This is a genomic window from Kitasatospora sp. NPDC041988, from assembly GCF_055588525.1.
Genome location: NZ_JBVJCO010000018.1, coordinates 146947 through 164307, shown reverse-complemented (window position 1 = coordinate 164307; position 17361 = coordinate 146947). Strand labels below are relative to the sequence as shown.

Genomic DNA, 17361 nt, shown 5'->3' with positions numbered 1-17361 from the left:
GGGAAGTGATGTTTCTAGGGATTGGCCGCCCCGGGACCGTCCGCGCTGATGCGTGTCCGGTGCTCCCTGCCGAGCGACTAGAGAACACTACGCCCACTCGGCCTCTCAGGCAAAGCCCGGCCCGGACAAGAACCCGAGCAGGTCGAACGCCCCCGGTGAGGGCAGCGCCCTGCGGTGGAGGTCGGCGAGCATGCCGGCCACCGCGGTGGTGACGGGCGCGGTGCGGGTGCGCTGCTCGGCCCAGCGCCAGTCGCCGTCGGGATTGACCTCCAGGAAGACCGGCACGCCGGCGCTGATCAGGAAGTCGAACGCGCCGTAGCGGAGCGACATCGCGGCGGCCAGGGCCTTGGTGGCGGCGACCACCGCCGGCGGCGGCTCCACGGGGTGGATCTCGACCCGGTCGGGTGCGAGCCAGGGGTCGGCGGGTGAGTCCTTGCCGACCTGGAACGTGTGGAGCTGCCCGGCCACGTAGTACACGCGCAGCTCGGCCTCGTGCTCGACGTACTCCTGAACGATCACCGGCGGGCCGGGACGCGGCCCGGCGGACAGGGACAGGCTGTCCCGCTCGACGATCGCGGGGAAGACGCCGTTCAGCCGGCCCGGCGCGGACTCGACGAAGTGGTGGTGGGCTGCCTTGATGACCAGCCGTGGGCAGTCGAACTCGTCGCGGGCGCGGTGCGGGTCGGTGGCCAGCATCGTGCGCGGCACGGCGACCCCGTGACGCCGGGCGAGCCGGAGCTGGGAGAGCAGCCCGGGCCGGCCCGGGTGGATGGCCGTCCCGGAGATCGTCGCGAGCTGACCGGCCGCGGCCTGCCAGGACTCCCGTAGGAACAGGGCGTGCGCCGCGGCCTGCGTGCTCTCGATCGCGGATACGGAGAAGTGCCTGATCCAGGTCACGGTTGGGGTCAGCCAGCGGCCGTTCAGACAGGCGGCCCGTCCGTCCGGGGCGACGACCAGGTCGGCGGCGACGAGTTCGTCGGCGTTCAACCGCTCCGATCGGACTCCCTCGCCGCCGAGCAGGTTCTGCACCGCGTCCAGGTCGCTGTCGCACGTGCGGCTGAGCAGCAGCACGGACGGCACGGGCCGGGGCCGGACGTCGACGACCCGGGCGGGTTGCGAGAGCTGCGCGAGAAAGGCCTCGTGACCGTCAGCCATCGCCGTCAGCCACCCCCGTCAACCGGCGCTTCGGCCATCCCCGTCAACCGGGGTCCGTCAGCCATGGCCGTCAGCCATCGCTGCCGGCCGGCCCGTCGGCCGGCAGCTCGCCGGCCAGAAGCTCGTCTGCCATCACCAGGAGCTTGGTCACCGTCGCGCCCACTTGCTCGGAGGCCAGGGGCAGCCGCTCCGCCACCCGTTCCAGCAGGGGCAGGTCGAGCTGCGGGCCCCGGTCCTTCGCGGTGCGGGTGCCGAGGTCGGCGTCGCGGGAGCGGAGCCGGAGGAGCAGCTCCAGCACCGTCGCCATCTCCGTCGCGAGCAGCCCGAGGGAGGCCATGTCGCCGAGATCGCAGCGCTGCCGGCTGTCCCGGTCCAGTACTTCGAGCACACCGACGCAATCGCCCTCGCAGATCAGCGGGGCGGCCATGATGCTGCGCGGCACGTACCCGGTGGACTCCGCCGCTCCTCGGGCGAAGCGGGGGCTGTCCGACACGTCGTCGATCACCAGGGGCTGGCCGGAGACCATCGCCCAGCCGGCGATCCCGGTACCGCTCGGGAACCTGGTCCCCAGCAGATGGTGCTCGCCCTCGCCCGCGACCGCCTCGAAGACCAGATCGCCGTTCGCCCGGTCCACCAGGAGTACGGAGGCGGCGGCCGCGCCGAAGACGCTGCGGGCGACCTCCACGATCGACTGGAGCAGTCTGCGCTGCGGGAGGTCGGCACTTTCCAGCGGGTCAGTCGACACGCGCACCTCCATCGGGTACGGCTACGTTCTCGGCGGCCAGGTAGAGGACGGACTTGAGCTGGAACGGGGTGAGCGAGCGGTGCTTGCCGAGGATGAGCGCGCAGATGCCCGTGATGTGCGGGGTCGCGAAGCTGTTGCCGGTGCTGAGCAGCTGCCGGCCGCCCGGCCCGGCCACCGGCACGCGGACGCCCCGGGCATAGAACTCGACCGGCGGTGACGGGTTGTAGTAGTAGGTCATCGGGTTGGGGCTGTCGTGGCTGGCCACCGAGATGACCGAGGCGAACGGCCACGGGTAGCTGTGCACCGGCATGTTGTGGGCCGAGGCGACGATGACGCAGCGCCGGAAGTAGGCGGAGTCCGACAGGTCGCGCAGGGCGTCGCGGAAGTCGGGCTTCGTCGTCGAGAGGCTCATGTTGATGACGTCGAAGCCCTCCTCGATGGCCCAGGTCAGTCCGGTGAGCAGGGCGGCGCCGCTGCCGTGCCGGCCGCTGGAGAGAACTCGCACCGAGGTGAGTGATGCCGCGGGGGCGATGGACCGGATGACGCTGGCGCAGGCCGTGCCGTGCCCCGCGTCGTCGCCGGGTTCGGTGGGCGTGACGGTGAGGTCGCCGTCTTCGCCCCTGGTCACGTCCATGGCGCGGTCGATCCCGCCGACCAGCGGGTGGTCGGCGTCCACGCCGCTGTCGAGCACGCAGACCCGGACCCCGGAGCCGTCGGCACCGCCCCAGGCCCACTCCGGGGTGACGGGGCCGAGCGGGCTGACGTCGAAGGGCTCCTGCGGCACCACGGAGACGGGCATGCTCCAGGCGGGCACGCCGGGGAAGTGGTCGCGCGGCGGCCTGCGCCAGGGCGGGACGTCAGTCACGGGGAGCACCCGACCCCACACCGGCGCCCGTCGCGCCGGTGCCACCAGTGCCACCTGAGCCGCCGGCAGCACCCGCGGGACCGGCATCACCGGAATCACCGGCCGGACCGGAATCACCGGCGCCGAGCCACGCGCGGACCCGCCCGGCCGGCAGCGTGGCGCCCTTGGCCTCGAACCTCCGCAACGCCTCGGCCCCTTCCGCCATCGCCCGTCCGGTCAGCCCGGCCGCTCTGAGCACGATCGCCAGGTCGAAGAGCGTCTCCCCGGTGAGGCACAGGTCGTCGGACCCGGCGACCAGGGACCGCGCCGCCATGGCTTCGGCGACCGCCTCCTCGTGGCGCCCCCGGGCGGACGCGATCCGGCCGCGCAGGGCGGCCGAGCCCAGCCGGGCCCGCAGGCTCGCTGCGTCGCCCTCCCGGTCGATCCGGTCCAGCGCCGACGCGGCGGCGGCCGCCCGGCCCTGGGCGAAGAGCTCCCTGGCGATCGCGACCTCGGTGCTGCGGGAGTCCGGGGCGTGCTCCGTGGTGCGCAGCACGCCCAGGCTCTGGCGGTACCGGGCCTCGGCCACGTCGTGGGCGCCGGCCAGCGACTCCACGAAGCCGGAGGCGTCCAGCACCACCGCGTCGGCCAGGTCGAGGTGCACGTCGCGGGAGTACGTCAGCGCGTCGGCGAGGGTGTGTCGCGCACCGTCGAGGTCGCCGCCGAGCGCCTCCAGGTGCGCCCGGGTCACCAGCACCGGGATGAGCAGGGTCCGGCTGGCGGCGAACCGGTGCGAGAGCATGGCGCACAGCTCCAGTCCGGTGGCCACGCTGGTCGGCGCCCACTGCGCCAACTCGCAGACGGCGCAGAGCAGTCGGTCCTCCTCGTAGCGGTCGTTCATGGCCCGCGCCCGCGCCAGTGCGAGCCGGAACGAGGCTTCTGCGGACGCCGCGCGTTCCATGGCGAGCTCCAGGTGGGCCTGGAGCTCGTGCAGCCGGCACCGGCTGAGGTCGTCCTCGGGGTCGCGCTCCAGCTCCTCCGCGATCGCCGCCGCGTCCCCCGCCACGGATTCCGGCGGGGCAAGGCCGAGCCGGAGCGTGACGATCGCGCGCTGGATCGCGCAGGTGGCGGCGTTGCGGCGGTCGCCCGGCAGCGCGGCCTCGGCGGCGGCGAGCGCGCCGCGGCACCGCTGCTCGTCCTGGAGCCAGAGCCCGGCATCGCAGACGTGCAGCGCGAGCGCGGTGTGGCGGGGGTCCCCGGAGGGCAGCAACTCCCGGCCGCGCTCCAGCAGTTGGACGGCCGCGGGAAGGTCCTTGCGGGCCAGGGCGTTCATGCCCTCCGTGATCAGGGTGTCCGCCGCCGGACCGGACAACGAGGGCAGTTGCCGGTCCCCCGGCCGCAGCTGCCTGCGCAGCCGGCAGGTGGCCTCGACGTGGTAGACCACGGCCATCGTGTCCTGCGGCTGCTCGCGGGAGAACCGTTCGGCCAGGAAGTCGTGCCAGCGCTCGCGGCGCGTCTTCGGGGTGAACTCGTAGGCCGTGTCGCGCAGCAGGGCCTGGGCGAAGCGGACGGTGCCGGCCGGGCCCCGCTCTAGGACGCGCCTGCGGGCCAGCCTGGCCATCGCGTCGTCGGCCGCGGCGGAGCCGATGCCGTCCGCCTCGGCCATCACGCGTAACAGGTCCCGGGTGAACTCGCGCCCGATCACCGCGGCGAGCTCCAGCAGGCTGCGTTCGGTTCCGGGGAGCTGGTCCAGGCGGGCGCCCAGCATCGCCTGGATCGTGGGCGGGATCTGGATGCCGGGGGCGGTCTCGGCGAAGACGTCCATGAGCTGCTCGGCGAAGAGCGGATTGCCGTCGCACAGCGTGGCGACCCGGCTGTTCACGTCCTGGTAGTCCTGCGGGTACACGTCGCCCTGCAGCGCCAACTGGCCGACCAGCGCCAGGGTCTGATCGTCCGTCATCGGGACGAGTTCCAGTGTCGTCGCGCACGGCTTCCCGCCGCCCCAGGCGCTGCGGATGTCCAGCAGTTCGGGTCGGGCGACGCAGAGCAGCAGCACGGGGACGTCCTGCAGCCAGGTCGCGACCTCGTCGATGAGGTCCAGCAGGGTCTCCTCCGACCAGTGCAGGTCGTCCCAGACCATGACCACGGATCGCGACCGGCCGAGGACCTCCAGGAGGTGCCGCACGGCCCACGCGATGTCCTCGACCCCGGCCTGACCGGCGCCCCCGTCCTGGTCCACGACCGTGGCGAGGGTGTGCACCACGAGGACGGCCCCTGCCTGGTCCGAGCCTGTCTGACCGGGACCCGCCGGATCGGCGCCCGTCGGACCGGCACCCGTCGGACCGGCGCCGTCCGCCAGGAGCCGGGTGAGCGCCGGCCAGCCGCCGGGGAACGAGCCCAGCATCTCGGCCAGCGGCCGGTAGGTGATCCCCCGGCCGTACGCCGAGCAGCGTCCGGAGAGTACGGTCACCTCGCCGGCCGGCAGGGTGGCCAGGAACTCCCGCACCAGACGCGACTTGCCGATGCCGGGCACGCCGACCACCGTGGCCAGGCACACCTGCCGCCGCTGACGGGCCCGTCGGAAGCTTCGCTCCAGCTCCTCCAGCTCGTCGACCCGGCCGATGAAGGGGGTGACCGGCCCGGGGTTCTCGGTGACCAGTACCGGTTCGGTGACCCGCCAGGCCGGCACGGGGCGGGCCTTGCCCTTCAGCCGCAGCGGTGCGACCGGCTCGATGCCCACCTGCCACCGCACCACGGCGGCGGTGTCCGCGCAGAGCAGCACCTCGCCCGGCTGGGCGGCCGTCTGCAGTCTGGCCGCCGTGTTGACCGCGTCCCCGACGACCCGGAAGTCGTCCCCCGGCCTGGTGATCACCACGACGTCACCCGTGCAGATGCCGGCCCGCGCCTCCAGCTCCACCTGGTACTCGGCGCTGAGCTCGGCGGTGAGGCCGGCCAGCGCCGCGAGCGCCCCGGTGGCGGCGCGCACCGCCCGTACCGCGTCGTCCTCGTGGGCCACGGTGGCGCCGAAGACGGCGAGGATGGCGTCGCCGATGAACTTCTCCACCACCCCGCCGTGTTCGGCGATGCAGGCTCCGCAGCTCGCGAAGTACCGGTCCATGACCTGCCGCAGCGGCTCCGGGTCCAGGCGTTCCGCGAGCGCGGTCGAGCCGACGATGTCCAGGAACAGCATGGACACCTTCTTGCGCGTCTCGCGCGGTGCGGCGCCGGCCGCCAGCGGGGCGCCGCAGCCGGCGCAGAACCTGTCCGGTTCGGCTGCCTGCCGTCCGCACGCGGAGCAGTTCACTGGGTGCCCTCCAGGGTGGGTTCGGCCGGCTCCGCCTCGGGCTCGGCAGCCGGCGCGGCGTCCGTGTCGGGGAGGGCGATCCGGGCGTAGACGCCGGCCAGCACGACGACGACTCCGGACGCCGCGAAGATCGTGTCGATCGGCCCGAACCGCAGACCGGCCACCGAACCCGAGAAGTCCCGCAGGCCGCTGCCGGCGAGCCAGCCGGACAGCACCGCGGCCAGCATCGACGCCAGCCGGGTCACCGGGTAGAACACCGCGACCACCCGGCCCCGGAACTCCTGGGGGGTCGCGCCGATCAGCAGCGGGGACATCGCGGTGTTCAGCATGGTGAGCGGGACGGCGAAGACGAAGAGCAGCGCCACGGCGGCGGGGAAGGCCGCCTGCCGGGAGTAGAGGACCAGCAGGGCGCCGCTCACCAGCAGGCCGATCCAGGTGGTCCGCCGGGCGCCGATCCACTGCACCACCCGGCCCGAGGCCAGCGCGCCGGCGATACCGCCGATCCCCATCGCCATCCCCAGGTAGCCGTACAGCTCGGCGGACGCGTGCAGGTTCCTGGTGGCGAAGAAGACGTTCAGGGTACTGAGCGCGCCGATGCCGAACTGGCCGATCACCGCGAGCAGCAGCAGCGCCACCAGGAACCTGTTGCGGCCGAAGAACCGCAGGCCCGCGGTGAAGTCCTTGACCAGGCTGGGGCGTTCGGCAGCCGGCCGGTCCCCGTCGGCGGCCGGTGCCGGACGCACGTCCACCGAGCGGATGGCGATGTACGACACCAGGTAGGAGACCGCGTTGAACAGCAGCGCCCACTGCAGGCCGACCGCGAACAGCAGCGGCGCGGCGAGCGGCGGCCCGATGATCCACGCGGTCTGGCCGGTCGCCTGGGCGATGCCGGCCGCCCGCGCCCGGTCGGCCTCCCCCGTGACGAGCTCGGCGATGACCGAGAACCGGGCCGGCGTGAAGAACTGGCTGGCCGCGTTGAGCACCAGCACCGTCACATAGACCAGGCCGAGCCACACCCCGACCGGGAGGTCGCGGGTCGGCAGGAAGGAGACGGCGGTCAGCACGGCCACCAGCCCGCCGCGGAGCACTTCGGTGAAGAGCATCGTGGCGCGCTTGTCCCAGCGGTCGACGAACACTCCCGCGATCGGGCCGATGAACAGCACGGCAGCGCCGGTCGCCAGCACGACGCCACTGACCGCCTGCGGCGCCCACGGCTCACCCTTGGCCAGCACGGTGGCCACCCAGAGGACCAGGGTGGTGCTGAAGACGGCGTCGCCGACGGACGAGACGGCCTGCCCGAACCAGAGGCGGGTGTAGCTGGGGTTGATGAGGGTCAGCCGCGGTGTCATGAGGCGCGCGCCGAGGAGACGAGGAGCGACATGAGGGCGGTCACCAGGGTCGTGTGGTAGGCCTTCTCGAAGTACCCGCCGTCCGGTTCCGCTGCGGTGGCCGGCGTTGCCGGCGTTCCCACGGGTGCTGCCGGTGCTGCCGGTGCCGCGGTTGCCGCCGTCCCCGCCGCCGTCGCGGGTGCTGTAGCGGGTGCCGCCGTCGCCGCGGACCGTCCGGGGATCGCGCCGTCGGACCGCTGGGCCCGGGCCAGACAGTCGACGGCGGCAAGGCCCGCGGGCGTGCTCAGCGGGTCCAGCCCCAGGCAGACCTGGGTCATGAGGAGTTCCGCGGCCAGATCCCACCAGTCGTGCCGGACGCAGTGCTCCAGCAGCCGGCGGACCAGCTCCGCCGCAGCCGCCGACGCCTCGTCGGACAGCACCGGGCGGCTCCGGCCGAAGTCGCTGAGGTAGAAGGCGGAGTGCGTGACGGCGTACGCCTCCGGGACGGTGACCGGTGCCTCGGTATGCGGCACCTCCGTGTCCGGCGCATCGGTGACCGGCGACGAGCGCTCCCGCGCCGCGCTGTCCCGTACGGCGCGGTCCCGTACGGCACCCGGCAGCGTGACGAGAACGTTCTGCCGGGCCAGCTCCTCGTACGGTTCGAGCGCGTGCCGCACACCCGCCTTGTCCGCGTAGTAGCGGAGTTCCAGTCGCTGGTACGCCGACTTGCCGCGTGGTGAGAGGTCGTCCTCGGTCAGCCGGGCGAGCGCGGCCCGGCACGGCGTCCGGTCGATCCCGTCGGGTGCCAGCGCCGCGTAGACCAGCCTGTACTGGGCGGCGTACCGGGGTTCGGCGGTGAGGAGCTGAGGGAAGTCCGGATGCTGCCAGAGCGTGCGGACCAGGGCCGTCGCCTTGCCCAGCCGGACGTCGTCCCCGGTGCCCAGCCGTGCCCAGCAGTGGCAGAGCAGCGCCAGTTCCAGCGCGGCCTTCGCCTTCCCGTGCGCCGAGGACCGGGCGCGCACGGAGTACGGATCGAAGTGGTCCAGGTTCTGCCCCAGCCAGGCGAGCGTGCCGGCGGAGAGCCGTTCGAGCGCCGACGTTCCGTGGTCCGACGTTTCAGGCTCCGGCGAGCCGAGCGCCGCTGAGTCGAGCTCCGACGTGCCGAGATCCGATGACATGTCTACAGGCGCCCCGTCTCGTCCAGGTAGTCGAGCAGGGCCGCGTCCACGGTGTCGTGGAATTCCGCGCGCATCCGCGCGTCCTCTCCGTGCCGGTAGAGGTCCTCGCACCCGACCCACCGCTCCCGGGTCACCGTGCCGGGCAGGTACCCGCCGGTGACGGTGCCGACCTCCCAGTCGGCCTTGCCCGCGGTCTCCCAGCAGCTCGCCAGCGTCCCGTCCGCGCTCACCACCGCGCCGTAGCGGCCGTCGCCGTAGCCGCAGGTGGAACACGGCCGGTGGGCCTGCGGGCGGGTCACGGTGAAGCCGAGGTCGAGCGCCCGGCGCTGCCACCCGCTGAAGCGGGCCGACAGTTCGCCGGTGTGCAGCAGGTCGTTGCCGTAGCCGACGCCCACGTCGCCCACCTGGGCGAAGTACAGGGTGCACCGGGCGGGGTCGAGCACCGCGGCGAGCCGGCCGATCAGCGCGTCGACCCCCAGATAGGTCTCCTGGGAGACGTTCACCCGCAGGATCCACCGGATCGGGGAGGCCTCGGAGGCCCGGACGATGTTGCGGACGATCGTGTCGAAAGTCCCGCTCCCCTCCGACCGCCGGACCCTGATCCGGTCGTGGTCGGGGCGGTCGCCGTCGAAGGTGACCTGGACGGAGCCGAGCCCGAGGTCGGCCAGCCGGCCGGCCAGCTTCGGGGTGAGCAGCGTGGCGTTGGAGATCATCCAGGCGGACGCCAACCCGTGCTCCGCCGCCCGTTCCAGCAGTTCCAGGCAGCCTCGCGGGTTGAGCAGGGGTTCTCCGCCGAACAGCAGGATCCTGAGCTTCTCCAGGCCGGCGGCGGTCATCTGCCGCCCGGTGAAGTCGAGGATCGAGGTGATGGTCCGGGAGGACAGGCGCGTTCTGGTGATCCGCGGCGGTCGGCTGCCGCCGTCCGGGTCCTGGCTGGTGTTCTGGAAGCAGTAGCCGCAGCCCAGGTTGCAGTGGGTGCTGGTCAGGACCGTCAGCGCATAGGTGCGCGGCGGCGCGGTGGTGAGCATTCCGATCTCGTGGAGCCGGCGTTCGGTGCCCGGCCGTAGCGCTCCGTCGGCGGTCAGCTGCCCGGCGCGCAGGCGGGCCACTCCGCCGCCCGGGCCGAGGAACCACCAGTTCCGCTCGCCCCGCAAGATGCGCACGCCGCTGACGCGGCCGGCCTGTGCGGGGTCGGCCTCTGCCCGGGGCCGGTCGGCCAGTGCCTGTACCTGTGCCTGAGCCTGCTCGGCATGTGTCGGGGGCCGGTCGGCCTGTGCCTGGGTCATCGCGCCCCCCGCATCGCCGGCGAGCGGTCCTCGGCAGTTGCCCCGCTGGCTGACGTTCGGTCAGTTCGCTTGTGAAGGACGATCAGTGAGGTCAACGCCGTCACCAGGGTCGCCTGGTAGGCCTTCCGGAAGAACTCCACCGTGGTCGCGGCCGTGTCGGCCCGCTGGTCGGCGGACCGCCCGGGGATCGCGCCGCCCGGCGACTGGACCTCGGCGAGCATCCGCAGGCCGGCCGCCCCCGAGGGCGTGTGGAGCGGATCGATGCCGAGGCAGTACTGCGCGAGCACGAGCTTTGCGGTGAGGTCCCAGTCCCCGCGCTGCACACAGTGGTCGGCGAGCCGGCACACCGTGCGGCGGGCCCGCTCCAGGGCGCCGCCGGTCAGGCCGGGGTCACGGAAGCCGAAGTCGCTGAGGTAGAAGACGGTGTGGGTCACGTTGCACACGTCCAGGTCGGCCACCGACCGGCCGTCGCCGTGCCGGGCCAGCAGACTGGCCTCGTACAGCTCGCGATAGGAGTGCAACTGGTGCCCGACGCCCGCGAGATCGGCGTAGTACCTGGTCTCCAGGTGGAGGTACGGCGACTTCCCGCGCGGCGTCAGGAAGCCGTCGGCCGCCACCTGGGCGAGCCCGGCCCGCCACGGGCCGTCGGCGCGCCCGGCGGGGGCCAGCGCGCCGTACATCAGCTGGAACGGCCGGGCATAGCGCGGGTCGACGGTGAGCAGGTGCGGATAGTCCCGGCGCTGCCAGGCGCGGTCGACGGTCGCGGCCACCTCGCCGAGGCCGGGGTCGGCCGGCGCGACCTTCGCCCAGTAGCGGCGAAGCAGGGCGAGTTGCAGCAGGGCCTTCACCCGCGGGGTCACCGGCAGCTCGTCGCGACCTGACGGAGAGTCAAGATAATCCGAATGAAGCCTTATCCACTGCAGCGCGCCCGCCGACAGTCTCTCCACTCCCGCCGCGTCCGGGCCGGCTGATCGAGTACCCATGGCTCTCCCTAGAGGTTGCGGACCGCTGAGCCGCCCGCTCGATGACATCGGCCGCGCGGGCCGCGCTGTCCACCGCGGCGAGCCGGCCGCCGAGTTCGCGGGCGCGATCCTGCAACTTGTCGTCCTGCCATGCCGATTCGAGCAGCGCGGACGGGTCCGGCAGCGCTGCTCTCGGGATGTGCACGGCCACGCCGGCCCGCAGGCAGGCTCCGGAGAGCAGTGGCTGCTCGGAGCCGTTTGGCGAGACCCCGAGGGGTCGGCCGCGCAGCAGCGCGGCGAGCACCGGGGCGGAGGTGCCGCTGGTCAGCACCAGTCCGGCCCGGTCGATGAGCGGGCCCAGCCACGGCTTGCGCACGAGCAGGATGTCGGCGCCGGGATCGGGCTGCGGCTCCGTCGACCGCCCCTGCTCGACCACGGCCTGGAACGGGCCGTCGGTGAAGGTGGCGTTGAGGCGGGGCCACGGGGTGCCGCCGCCGAAGAAGCGGCCCAGATGCACGTAGACGACGGGCTTGCCGGACCGGTCCAGGTGGGCCCCGACCGCCGCGAGCTCGCCCTGGTCGGCCGCGGGCTCCCAGGCCAGCGGCCCGACCTGGTGCACCCGCTCGGGCAGTACCGCGCCCGGGTACTCCAGCTCAGGGTCGCCGCGGAGCAGCAGCGCCTCGCCCAGCAGCGGGCTGTCCGGACACCGGGACGACCACCGGGACGGCCTCCGCGCCAGGCCGGCCTGCTCCCGGACGGTCGCGTACAGCTCCAGGGACTCGTGGGTGCGGCTCGCCCTGGTCCGGCCCAGCTGCGGTTCGCCCTCACCCCCGGCCCGGTAGTCCCAGAGGTGCACCGACAGTCCGATCACCGCCACCGGAATGTCCAGCGCCTCGGCGGCGAGCAGGGCGCCGTTGCACAGCACCGAGGTGACCAGCAGGTCGGCCCGGGCCTCTTTGGCGGCGCGCACGGTCGCCCGGTACTGCGCCAAGCCGGTCGCGCCCCACCAGGTGGCGGAGAAGGCCCGCCGCCCGCCGAAGTCCTCCGCCGCCGCGAACGGCAGGCCGGCCTCGGCTGCGACGGGCTCGGCGGTGGACCGGCCGAGCACGCCGACCCGGTGGCCCCGGCGCCGCAGCTCACGCCCGGCCGCGATCGCCGGGTAGAGGTAGCCGCCGTCACTGAGCGGGCAGAGCAGGATGTTCACGGTGCCTCCGGGCCGGGGCGGTCGGGCGTGGAGCGGGCCACCCGGCTCCGGCGGTTCGCGCCGCCGGCCGGGTGGCCCGCTCAGTCCTCACGGCTCGACGTGTCGAGTCAGAGGGCCGAGCTGTTGTTGATGATGCAGCCGGACTCGGAGTCGACCGCTTCCTCGCCCTGCCCGTGCGCGACGACGTCGACGTCCTCGTCCTCGGCCTCGGTCGGCTCCGGGTTGATGTCCTCGGGCATGCTGTCCTCCTCTGCAGTGGCGGCGTCCACTACGCCGGTCCGAGAGAAAAGGTAGGGATCGTCGGTATGACGGCGACTGGTCAGCGGTTTGATATCGGTATGACGACCAGTCAGCGGTCCGACACCGGAACCTCAGTGGTTCGATACCGATACCGATACCGGCACCGGGACAGTCAGCGGCAGTGACACCGGCACCGGCGTAGGCACCGGCACCGGCACAGGCACAGGCATCGACCGCGGTGGCAGCGGTGGCGGCGGCGTCGACACCCGGTCAATCGCGCGGGCCGCCATCTCCCGCGCGAAGGCGTAGGGCAGCGCCGGCATCTCGTAGCGCACGGTGTGCGCCAGCCCCTCCACGTTCGGGACGGTGAGGAGGCTCGCCTCCAGCAGGCTCTCCAGCACCCGCACCGCCGTACCCGGATCCGCCCCCAGCACCGCAGCGGCCTGTTCCAGCGTGAACACCGGCTCCGCGAGCAGACCGAGCCGCAGCACCGCCGAGTGCTCGGCCTCGGGCAGGTCCCCGATCGACTCCGCCAGCCGGGCGCGCACCGCCGGATCGCCCCCGCACAACTCGTCCAGCAGCGCCCGGGTGCCCGCCATCCGCGCGCCGTACTCCCGCAGGGGCACATGGCGCAGGAACGCCAGCCGGTCGGCCACCAGCCGGACCCCCAGCGGCAGCAGTCCGGCCGCGCCGACGATCCGCCCCGCCGACTCGCGGTCCGCGTCGACCCGCTCCCGGCCGATCACCCGGCCCAGGAACTCCACCGCCTCCTCCGCGGCGAAGGACGACAGCCAGACCCGGTCCGCGCCCTCCAGCCCGATCAGCCTCGGCCGTGCCGTCACCACGACCGCGCTCTCCCCGGCCTCCGGCAGCAGCGGCCGGACCTCACACTCCCGCCGGGCGTCATCGACGACGACCAGTGCCCGGCGTCTGGAAAGCCAGAGCTGCCAGGCCCACCGCGGGTCCGGCGGGCCCGGCAGCTCCGGCCCGCCGGGCGAGGCCGCGGCCAGCAGCTGGCGCACCACGTCCTCCAGCGGCCGGAGTCTCCCGTCCTCGCCCCGGAGCCGCACGAACAGGCGGCCGTCCGGGAACTGCTCGCCGAGCCGGTGCGCGACATGGACGGCGAGCGCGGTCTTGCCCGCTCCGAGCGGCCCGGTCACCACGGCCAGCCGGTTGCCGCCCCGGATCAGCGCGTCCGTCAGGCGCCGGGCGGCCGCCGCCCGCCCGGTGAAGGTCGGCGGATCCCCGGGCAGCAGGTTCGGCGGCGCCTCCCGACGCGGCCGGGGAGCCGCCGCCCGCGGCTCGCCGGGCACCTGCTCGCACAGCAGCGACCCGTAGAACCGCGCCAGCGCCGGGCTCGGGGGCAGTCCGAGCTCGTGCGCCAACGACTGCCGCAGCTCGTCGTAGACGGCCAGCGCCTCGGAACGCCGCCCCGCCCGGCACAGCGCCGTCATCTGCAGCATGCGCAACCGCTCCCGGAACGGATGCAGCTGGGCGACCTCGGTGACGCGCTCGACCACCGCCGGCCCGCCACCGGCCGCGATCTCCGCCTCCAGCCAGTCCTCGAAGACCCCGAGGAACCGCCGGTCCAGCCGTTGCGCAGCGGCGCCGATCAACGGCACGTCCCGGAACCCGTCCAACGCCGAACCGCGCCACAGCTCCAGGGCCCCGGTCAGCGCACCGGCCCGCGCCCGCTGCTCGAAGCAGAGCGAGTCCAGCTCGCCGGCCGCCGCGTGGAGCACGTACCCGCCGCTCTGGTGGCTGATCCGGCTGAGCCCCGAACCCGACTCCACGCCGACCAGCCGGCGCAGCGCCGACACGTACACCTGGATGTTCTTGCGGGCCGTCCGCGGCGGCGCGTCGTCCCACAGCGCCTCGACCAGGGAGTCGAACGAAACCCGCGAATTCGCATGGCACAGCAGCGCGACCAGGAGAACCTGCTGTTTCCGCGATCCCGGGTCCACCGGACTACCGTTCTCCAGCACCCGCAAAGGGCCGAGAATTCCGAAACCGACGGCCATCTCAGGCCAACTTGATGACGGCGGAATGCCCTTCTACCTCGGCGTCCGAAACCGCATCAAGCCGCTGTTTGACAGAGTTGAGGACGGCCACCTCGTCCTCGGTGAGCTGGGAAAGAACGTCCCGCTGTTCCACCGTCAGCAGGTCGACCGGGTTTCCCGCCTGCCGAAGCGCAGCGAGGGCGTCAAAGGTCATAATCCCCTCCTGTGTCGTGTGCCAGAACATCATCGTCCGCGACCCCGGCAACGTCCATGAGACCTTTGGGCCAGAATTCCCCATCGCCCGGAGCCGACGCGGCAATCAGCGCGAACAGTCCCGCCTGCAACCTTGACCGGAGCCCCAGCTTCGCCAGAATGGCAGTGACGAACCGCTTGACCGTGCGTTCGCTGATCTGCATTTCCCGGGCTATCGACCGGTTGTCGTACCCAAGGCCCAACAGCTGGAGGACGACCCACTCCCGAGGAGTGAGCGTCCGGCCGAGCGGCAGCGCCGCCGCCAACGGCCCCGGCAGCCCGGACCGCCGGTACGCCCCACACGCCGGGCACACCGGAGCGAACGACCCGCCACCCCCCATCAACGCACCCGCACCTCAGGACACGACAGCGGCAACCTTCCTCCACCGAACACCAACGGGATCCCCCCTCGGGCCACACGACCACGCTGCCCTCATGCTGACGCCACTCCCCCACCCCGGCAAGAGGGCGGACCAGCCCAACCACCGCCAACATCGCGCCCGCCCAACGGGTTTGTGACACACCGGCCCATCGCCCCCACGCCCCGCCGGCACCGATCGCTCCGGCCCCGACCGCCGAGCCCTCGTGCCGAGCAGACCGCATCGCCCGCGCCGCCGCCGGTGAACTCCCCCGGATCGACGTAGTAGGGCTCGACCTCGCCCTCGGCCCAGTCCTGTTCCGGGGCACCCCTCAAGGTTCCCCACGGGAGGGGATGCCCAGGCGCCGAGAGCGGCGGCGAGGCGGTGGTGGGACGCGGCCACCACCAGGCCCGGCCGTCGTGCTCCCGATCAACGCGGGCGTTCATCGTTTGTCTACCGGCTTCGTCCATGATCGGTTGCACAGGGCGCCCCCACACGTTCACGGGCGCTGACGCAGGAGAGAGGTACACGGGGACATGAAGGCGACGAAGGTGCTGCGGCACATGGCCATCGGTATGGCGACCGGCGCGCTGGCGCTAGCGGGGACGCTGGCGGGGGCGGGGAGCGCGCAGGCGGCGTACAACCCGGCCACCCACACCATCTGGGACGACGAGCCGCTCTACCAGGGCTGGCACGTCGACTCGAAGAGCGGCCGGCTGATCATGCAGGCCGACGGCAACCTGGTCATCTACCAGACCGACGCCTTCAACGCGACGACGGTGTCCTGGCACAGCAACACCGTCGGCTGCGGCTACAAGGCCGTCATGCAGAGCGACGGGAACCTCGTCGTCTACTCCGCCAACGGCGGCGTCTGCTGGGCCCTCGGCACGAACGGGCACCCGCACGCCAGGCTGACGGTCAACGACAAGGGCGGCGTCCTCGTCTACTGGGGCACCGACCGGGTCCCCCACACCGGCGACCCCTCCTTCGTCACCCTGTCGTCCGACCTGTACGCCCCCAGGCCGTAGCCCTCCACCGTGGCCGGCCGTGCGCCGGGGCTCACCCGCGGGCGAGCCACTCGACCAGGTCGGCCACCGACCACTGCGGCCGGGACGCGAGCCGGGTGGCCGCCGTCCGCAGCAGAACGGGCAGGTGGCCGCAGAGGCCGGCCACCTCGGCCACCGCGTCCGGCTCCCGGCGGATCCGGTCGGCGCCCGCGATCCGGGCCAGCAGTTCGTAGGCGTCGTGCGGCTCCAGCGGTCCCACCGCCAGCCGCACGGCGTCACCGGGCAGCGTCCCCGGCTCCGCCCCCGCCACCACCGCCGCGCAGCCCGGTGTCCCGGGCAGCAGCGACGCGGGATCGGCCACAGCGTCGAGCACGACCAGCACCCGCCGCCCGGCGAGCGCGGCCCGGTAGCGCGCGGACAGCTCGTCCGGACCGGCGTCCGCCGCCGGCCACTCCCCGAGCGCCCGCAGGAACCCCGCCAGCGCCGCACCGGTGTCGTCGCCGCTCGCGTACAACTGCCCGTCCGGGAAAGCGTCCTGAACGGCGTGCGCGACGTGCACCGCCAGCGCCGACGTCCCGCTGCCCACCGGGCCCGACAGCCCCAGGACGGGCGCCCCGGGCTCCCGCAGCACCCGCTCCGCCTCCCGCACCGGTGCGGCCCGGCCGACCAGGTCCGGGATAGCCGGCGGCAGTTGGCACGGCATCGGCAGCCGCCGCGGCGCCGCCGGCACCTCACCGCGCCGGATCCGGTCGGCCAACTCCACCACCGCGGGCGCCGGTTCCAGCCCCAGTTCCCGGTCCAACCGCTCGCACAGCGCCCGGTAGGCCGCCAGGGCCTCCGCCGTACGCCCGCAGCGGTGCAGCGCCAGCAGGCGCAACCGCTGCACCTCCTCGTCGTGCGGGTGCTCGGCCGCCGACGCGTCCAACGCGGGCAGCGCCTCGGCGTGCCGGCCGAGCGCCAGGTCCAGGTCGTGCAGCGCCTTCACCGCCGCGAACCGCCCCGCCGCCAGCCGCCCCCGGGCGCGCTCGGCGAAGACGCCCGGTACGCCGTCCAGCGCGCACCGCCCCTCCCACGCGCCGAGCGCCTCCGCCAGCCGGGCGCGCGCCCACGCCGGGTCCCGCTGACGCAATGCGGTCGCCTCCGCCACCCCGTCCTCGTAGCGGAAGAGGTCGACGGCGCCGCGCTGCACCCCCAGCCGGTAGCCGCCCGCCGCCGCCACCAGCAGCCCGGGCTCGTCCAGGGCGCGGCGCAGCCGGTGCGCGTGGGTGCCGATCTGGCCCACCGGGTCCTTCGGCCAGCGGGCGTCGTCCTCGCCCCACAGGCCCTCGACCAGCCGCTCCGTGGGCACCAACTGGCCCGGGGCGAGCAGCAGGGCGGCGAGCACGGCCCGCTGCTGCGGCCGGCCGAGGTCGACCTCACGGCCGTCGCGCCGGGCCCGCAGCAGACCCAGCACGCGGAATTCGAACCCCATGCCCCACCCCTTGAAGCCATGAGTCC

The 17361-nt window shown here is 73.6% G+C and carries 15 protein-coding genes; 1 reads left to right on the top strand and 14 read right to left on the bottom strand.

Translation table 11 applies throughout. The annotated features are described in order from the left end of the window. Nucleotides 1–105 precede the first annotated feature (105 nt). From ACZ6NC_RS19960 to ACZ6NC_RS19900, 13 genes are all read right to left on the bottom strand, one after another. The gene (locus tag ACZ6NC_RS19960) at nt 106–1155 is read right to left on the bottom strand and encodes an ATP-grasp domain-containing protein (RefSeq protein WP_465734484.1); all 1050 of its coding nucleotides are present in this window, start codon (nt 1153–1155) and stop codon (nt 106–108) included. A gap of 70 nt (nt 1156–1225) precedes the next feature. Then, nucleotides 1226–1900, bottom strand: coding sequence for a GAF domain-containing protein (locus tag ACZ6NC_RS19955; protein WP_465734482.1), 675 nt, complete (start codon nt 1898–1900; stop codon nt 1226–1228). Further along, nucleotides 1890–2765 (bottom strand): S8 family serine peptidase, encoded by an 876-nt coding sequence (locus ACZ6NC_RS19950; RefSeq protein ID WP_465734480.1) that lies wholly within the window; start codon nt 2763–2765, stop codon nt 1890–1892. Before ACZ6NC_RS19950 ends, ACZ6NC_RS19955 begins: the two co-directional genes overlap by 11 nt. After that, on the bottom strand, nt 2758–6048 hold the full coding sequence (locus tag ACZ6NC_RS19945; protein WP_465734478.1) for an AAA family ATPase: 3291 nt from the start codon (nt 6046–6048) through the stop codon (nt 2758–2760). The genes ACZ6NC_RS19950 and ACZ6NC_RS19945 overlap by 8 nt, the downstream gene beginning before the upstream one ends. Next, nucleotides 6045–7397, bottom strand: a complete 1353-nt coding sequence (locus ACZ6NC_RS19940) for an MFS transporter (protein WP_465734476.1) — start codon at nt 7395–7397, stop codon at nt 6045–6047. Before ACZ6NC_RS19940 ends, ACZ6NC_RS19945 begins: the two co-directional genes overlap by 4 nt. Beyond that, on the bottom strand, nt 7394–8554 hold the full coding sequence (locus tag ACZ6NC_RS19935; protein WP_465734474.1) for a DUF6895 family protein: 1161 nt from the start codon (nt 8552–8554) through the stop codon (nt 7394–7396). Before ACZ6NC_RS19935 ends, ACZ6NC_RS19940 begins: the two co-directional genes overlap by 4 nt. Nucleotides 8555–8556: 2 nt before the next feature. After that, the gene (locus ACZ6NC_RS19930) at nt 8557–9840 is read right to left on the bottom strand and encodes a radical SAM protein (protein ID WP_465734472.1); all 1284 of its coding nucleotides are present in this window, start codon (nt 9838–9840) and stop codon (nt 8557–8559) included. Beyond that, nucleotides 9837–10823 (bottom strand): DUF6895 family protein, encoded by a 987-nt coding sequence (locus ACZ6NC_RS19925; RefSeq protein WP_465734470.1) that lies wholly within the window; start codon nt 10821–10823, stop codon nt 9837–9839. Before ACZ6NC_RS19925 ends, ACZ6NC_RS19930 begins: the two co-directional genes overlap by 4 nt. Further along, nucleotides 10729–12006 (bottom strand): glycosyltransferase, encoded by a 1278-nt coding sequence (locus ACZ6NC_RS19920; RefSeq protein WP_465734469.1) that lies wholly within the window; start codon nt 12004–12006, stop codon nt 10729–10731. The genes ACZ6NC_RS19925 and ACZ6NC_RS19920 overlap by 95 nt, the downstream gene beginning before the upstream one ends. A 107-nt stretch (nt 12007–12113) precedes the next feature. Further along, nucleotides 12114–12245 carry a hypothetical protein gene (locus ACZ6NC_RS19915; RefSeq protein WP_465734467.1) on the bottom strand — a complete coding sequence of 44 codons (132 nt, stop codon included), beginning with the start codon at nt 12243–12245 and terminating at the stop codon, nt 12114–12116. A 132-nt stretch (nt 12246–12377) separates the two neighbouring features. Beyond that, nucleotides 12378–14210 carry an AfsR/SARP family transcriptional regulator gene (locus ACZ6NC_RS19910; protein ID WP_465734465.1) on the bottom strand — a complete coding sequence of 611 codons (1833 nt, stop codon included), beginning with the start codon at nt 14208–14210 and terminating at the stop codon, nt 12378–12380. Between the two features lie 58 nt (nt 14211–14268). Further along, nucleotides 14269–14460: an aroma-sacti cluster domain-containing protein gene (locus ACZ6NC_RS19905; RefSeq protein WP_465734463.1), complete on the bottom strand. Its 192-nt coding sequence runs from the start codon at nt 14458–14460 to the stop codon at nt 14269–14271. Continuing rightward, nucleotides 14450–14839 carry a helix-turn-helix domain-containing protein gene (locus ACZ6NC_RS19900; RefSeq protein ID WP_465734506.1) on the bottom strand — a complete coding sequence of 130 codons (390 nt, stop codon included), beginning with the start codon at nt 14837–14839 and terminating at the stop codon, nt 14450–14452. The genes ACZ6NC_RS19905 and ACZ6NC_RS19900 overlap by 11 nt, the downstream gene beginning before the upstream one ends. Nucleotides 14840–15393: 554 nt before the next feature. On the opposite strand from ACZ6NC_RS19900, the gene ACZ6NC_RS19895 reads away from it, so the two are divergent. Further along, entirely contained in the window at nt 15394–15885 is a 492-nt protein-coding gene (locus tag ACZ6NC_RS19895) for a hypothetical protein (protein WP_465734461.1), read from the top strand. A gap of 31 nt (nt 15886–15916) precedes the next feature. On the opposite strand, the gene ACZ6NC_RS19890 is transcribed toward ACZ6NC_RS19895, so the two are convergent. Then, complete coding sequence (locus ACZ6NC_RS19890; protein ID WP_465734459.1) at nt 15917–17335, bottom strand: AfsR/SARP family transcriptional regulator; 1419 nt, start codon at nt 17333–17335, stop codon at nt 15917–15919. Between the last annotated feature and the right edge of the window lie 26 nt (nt 17336–17361).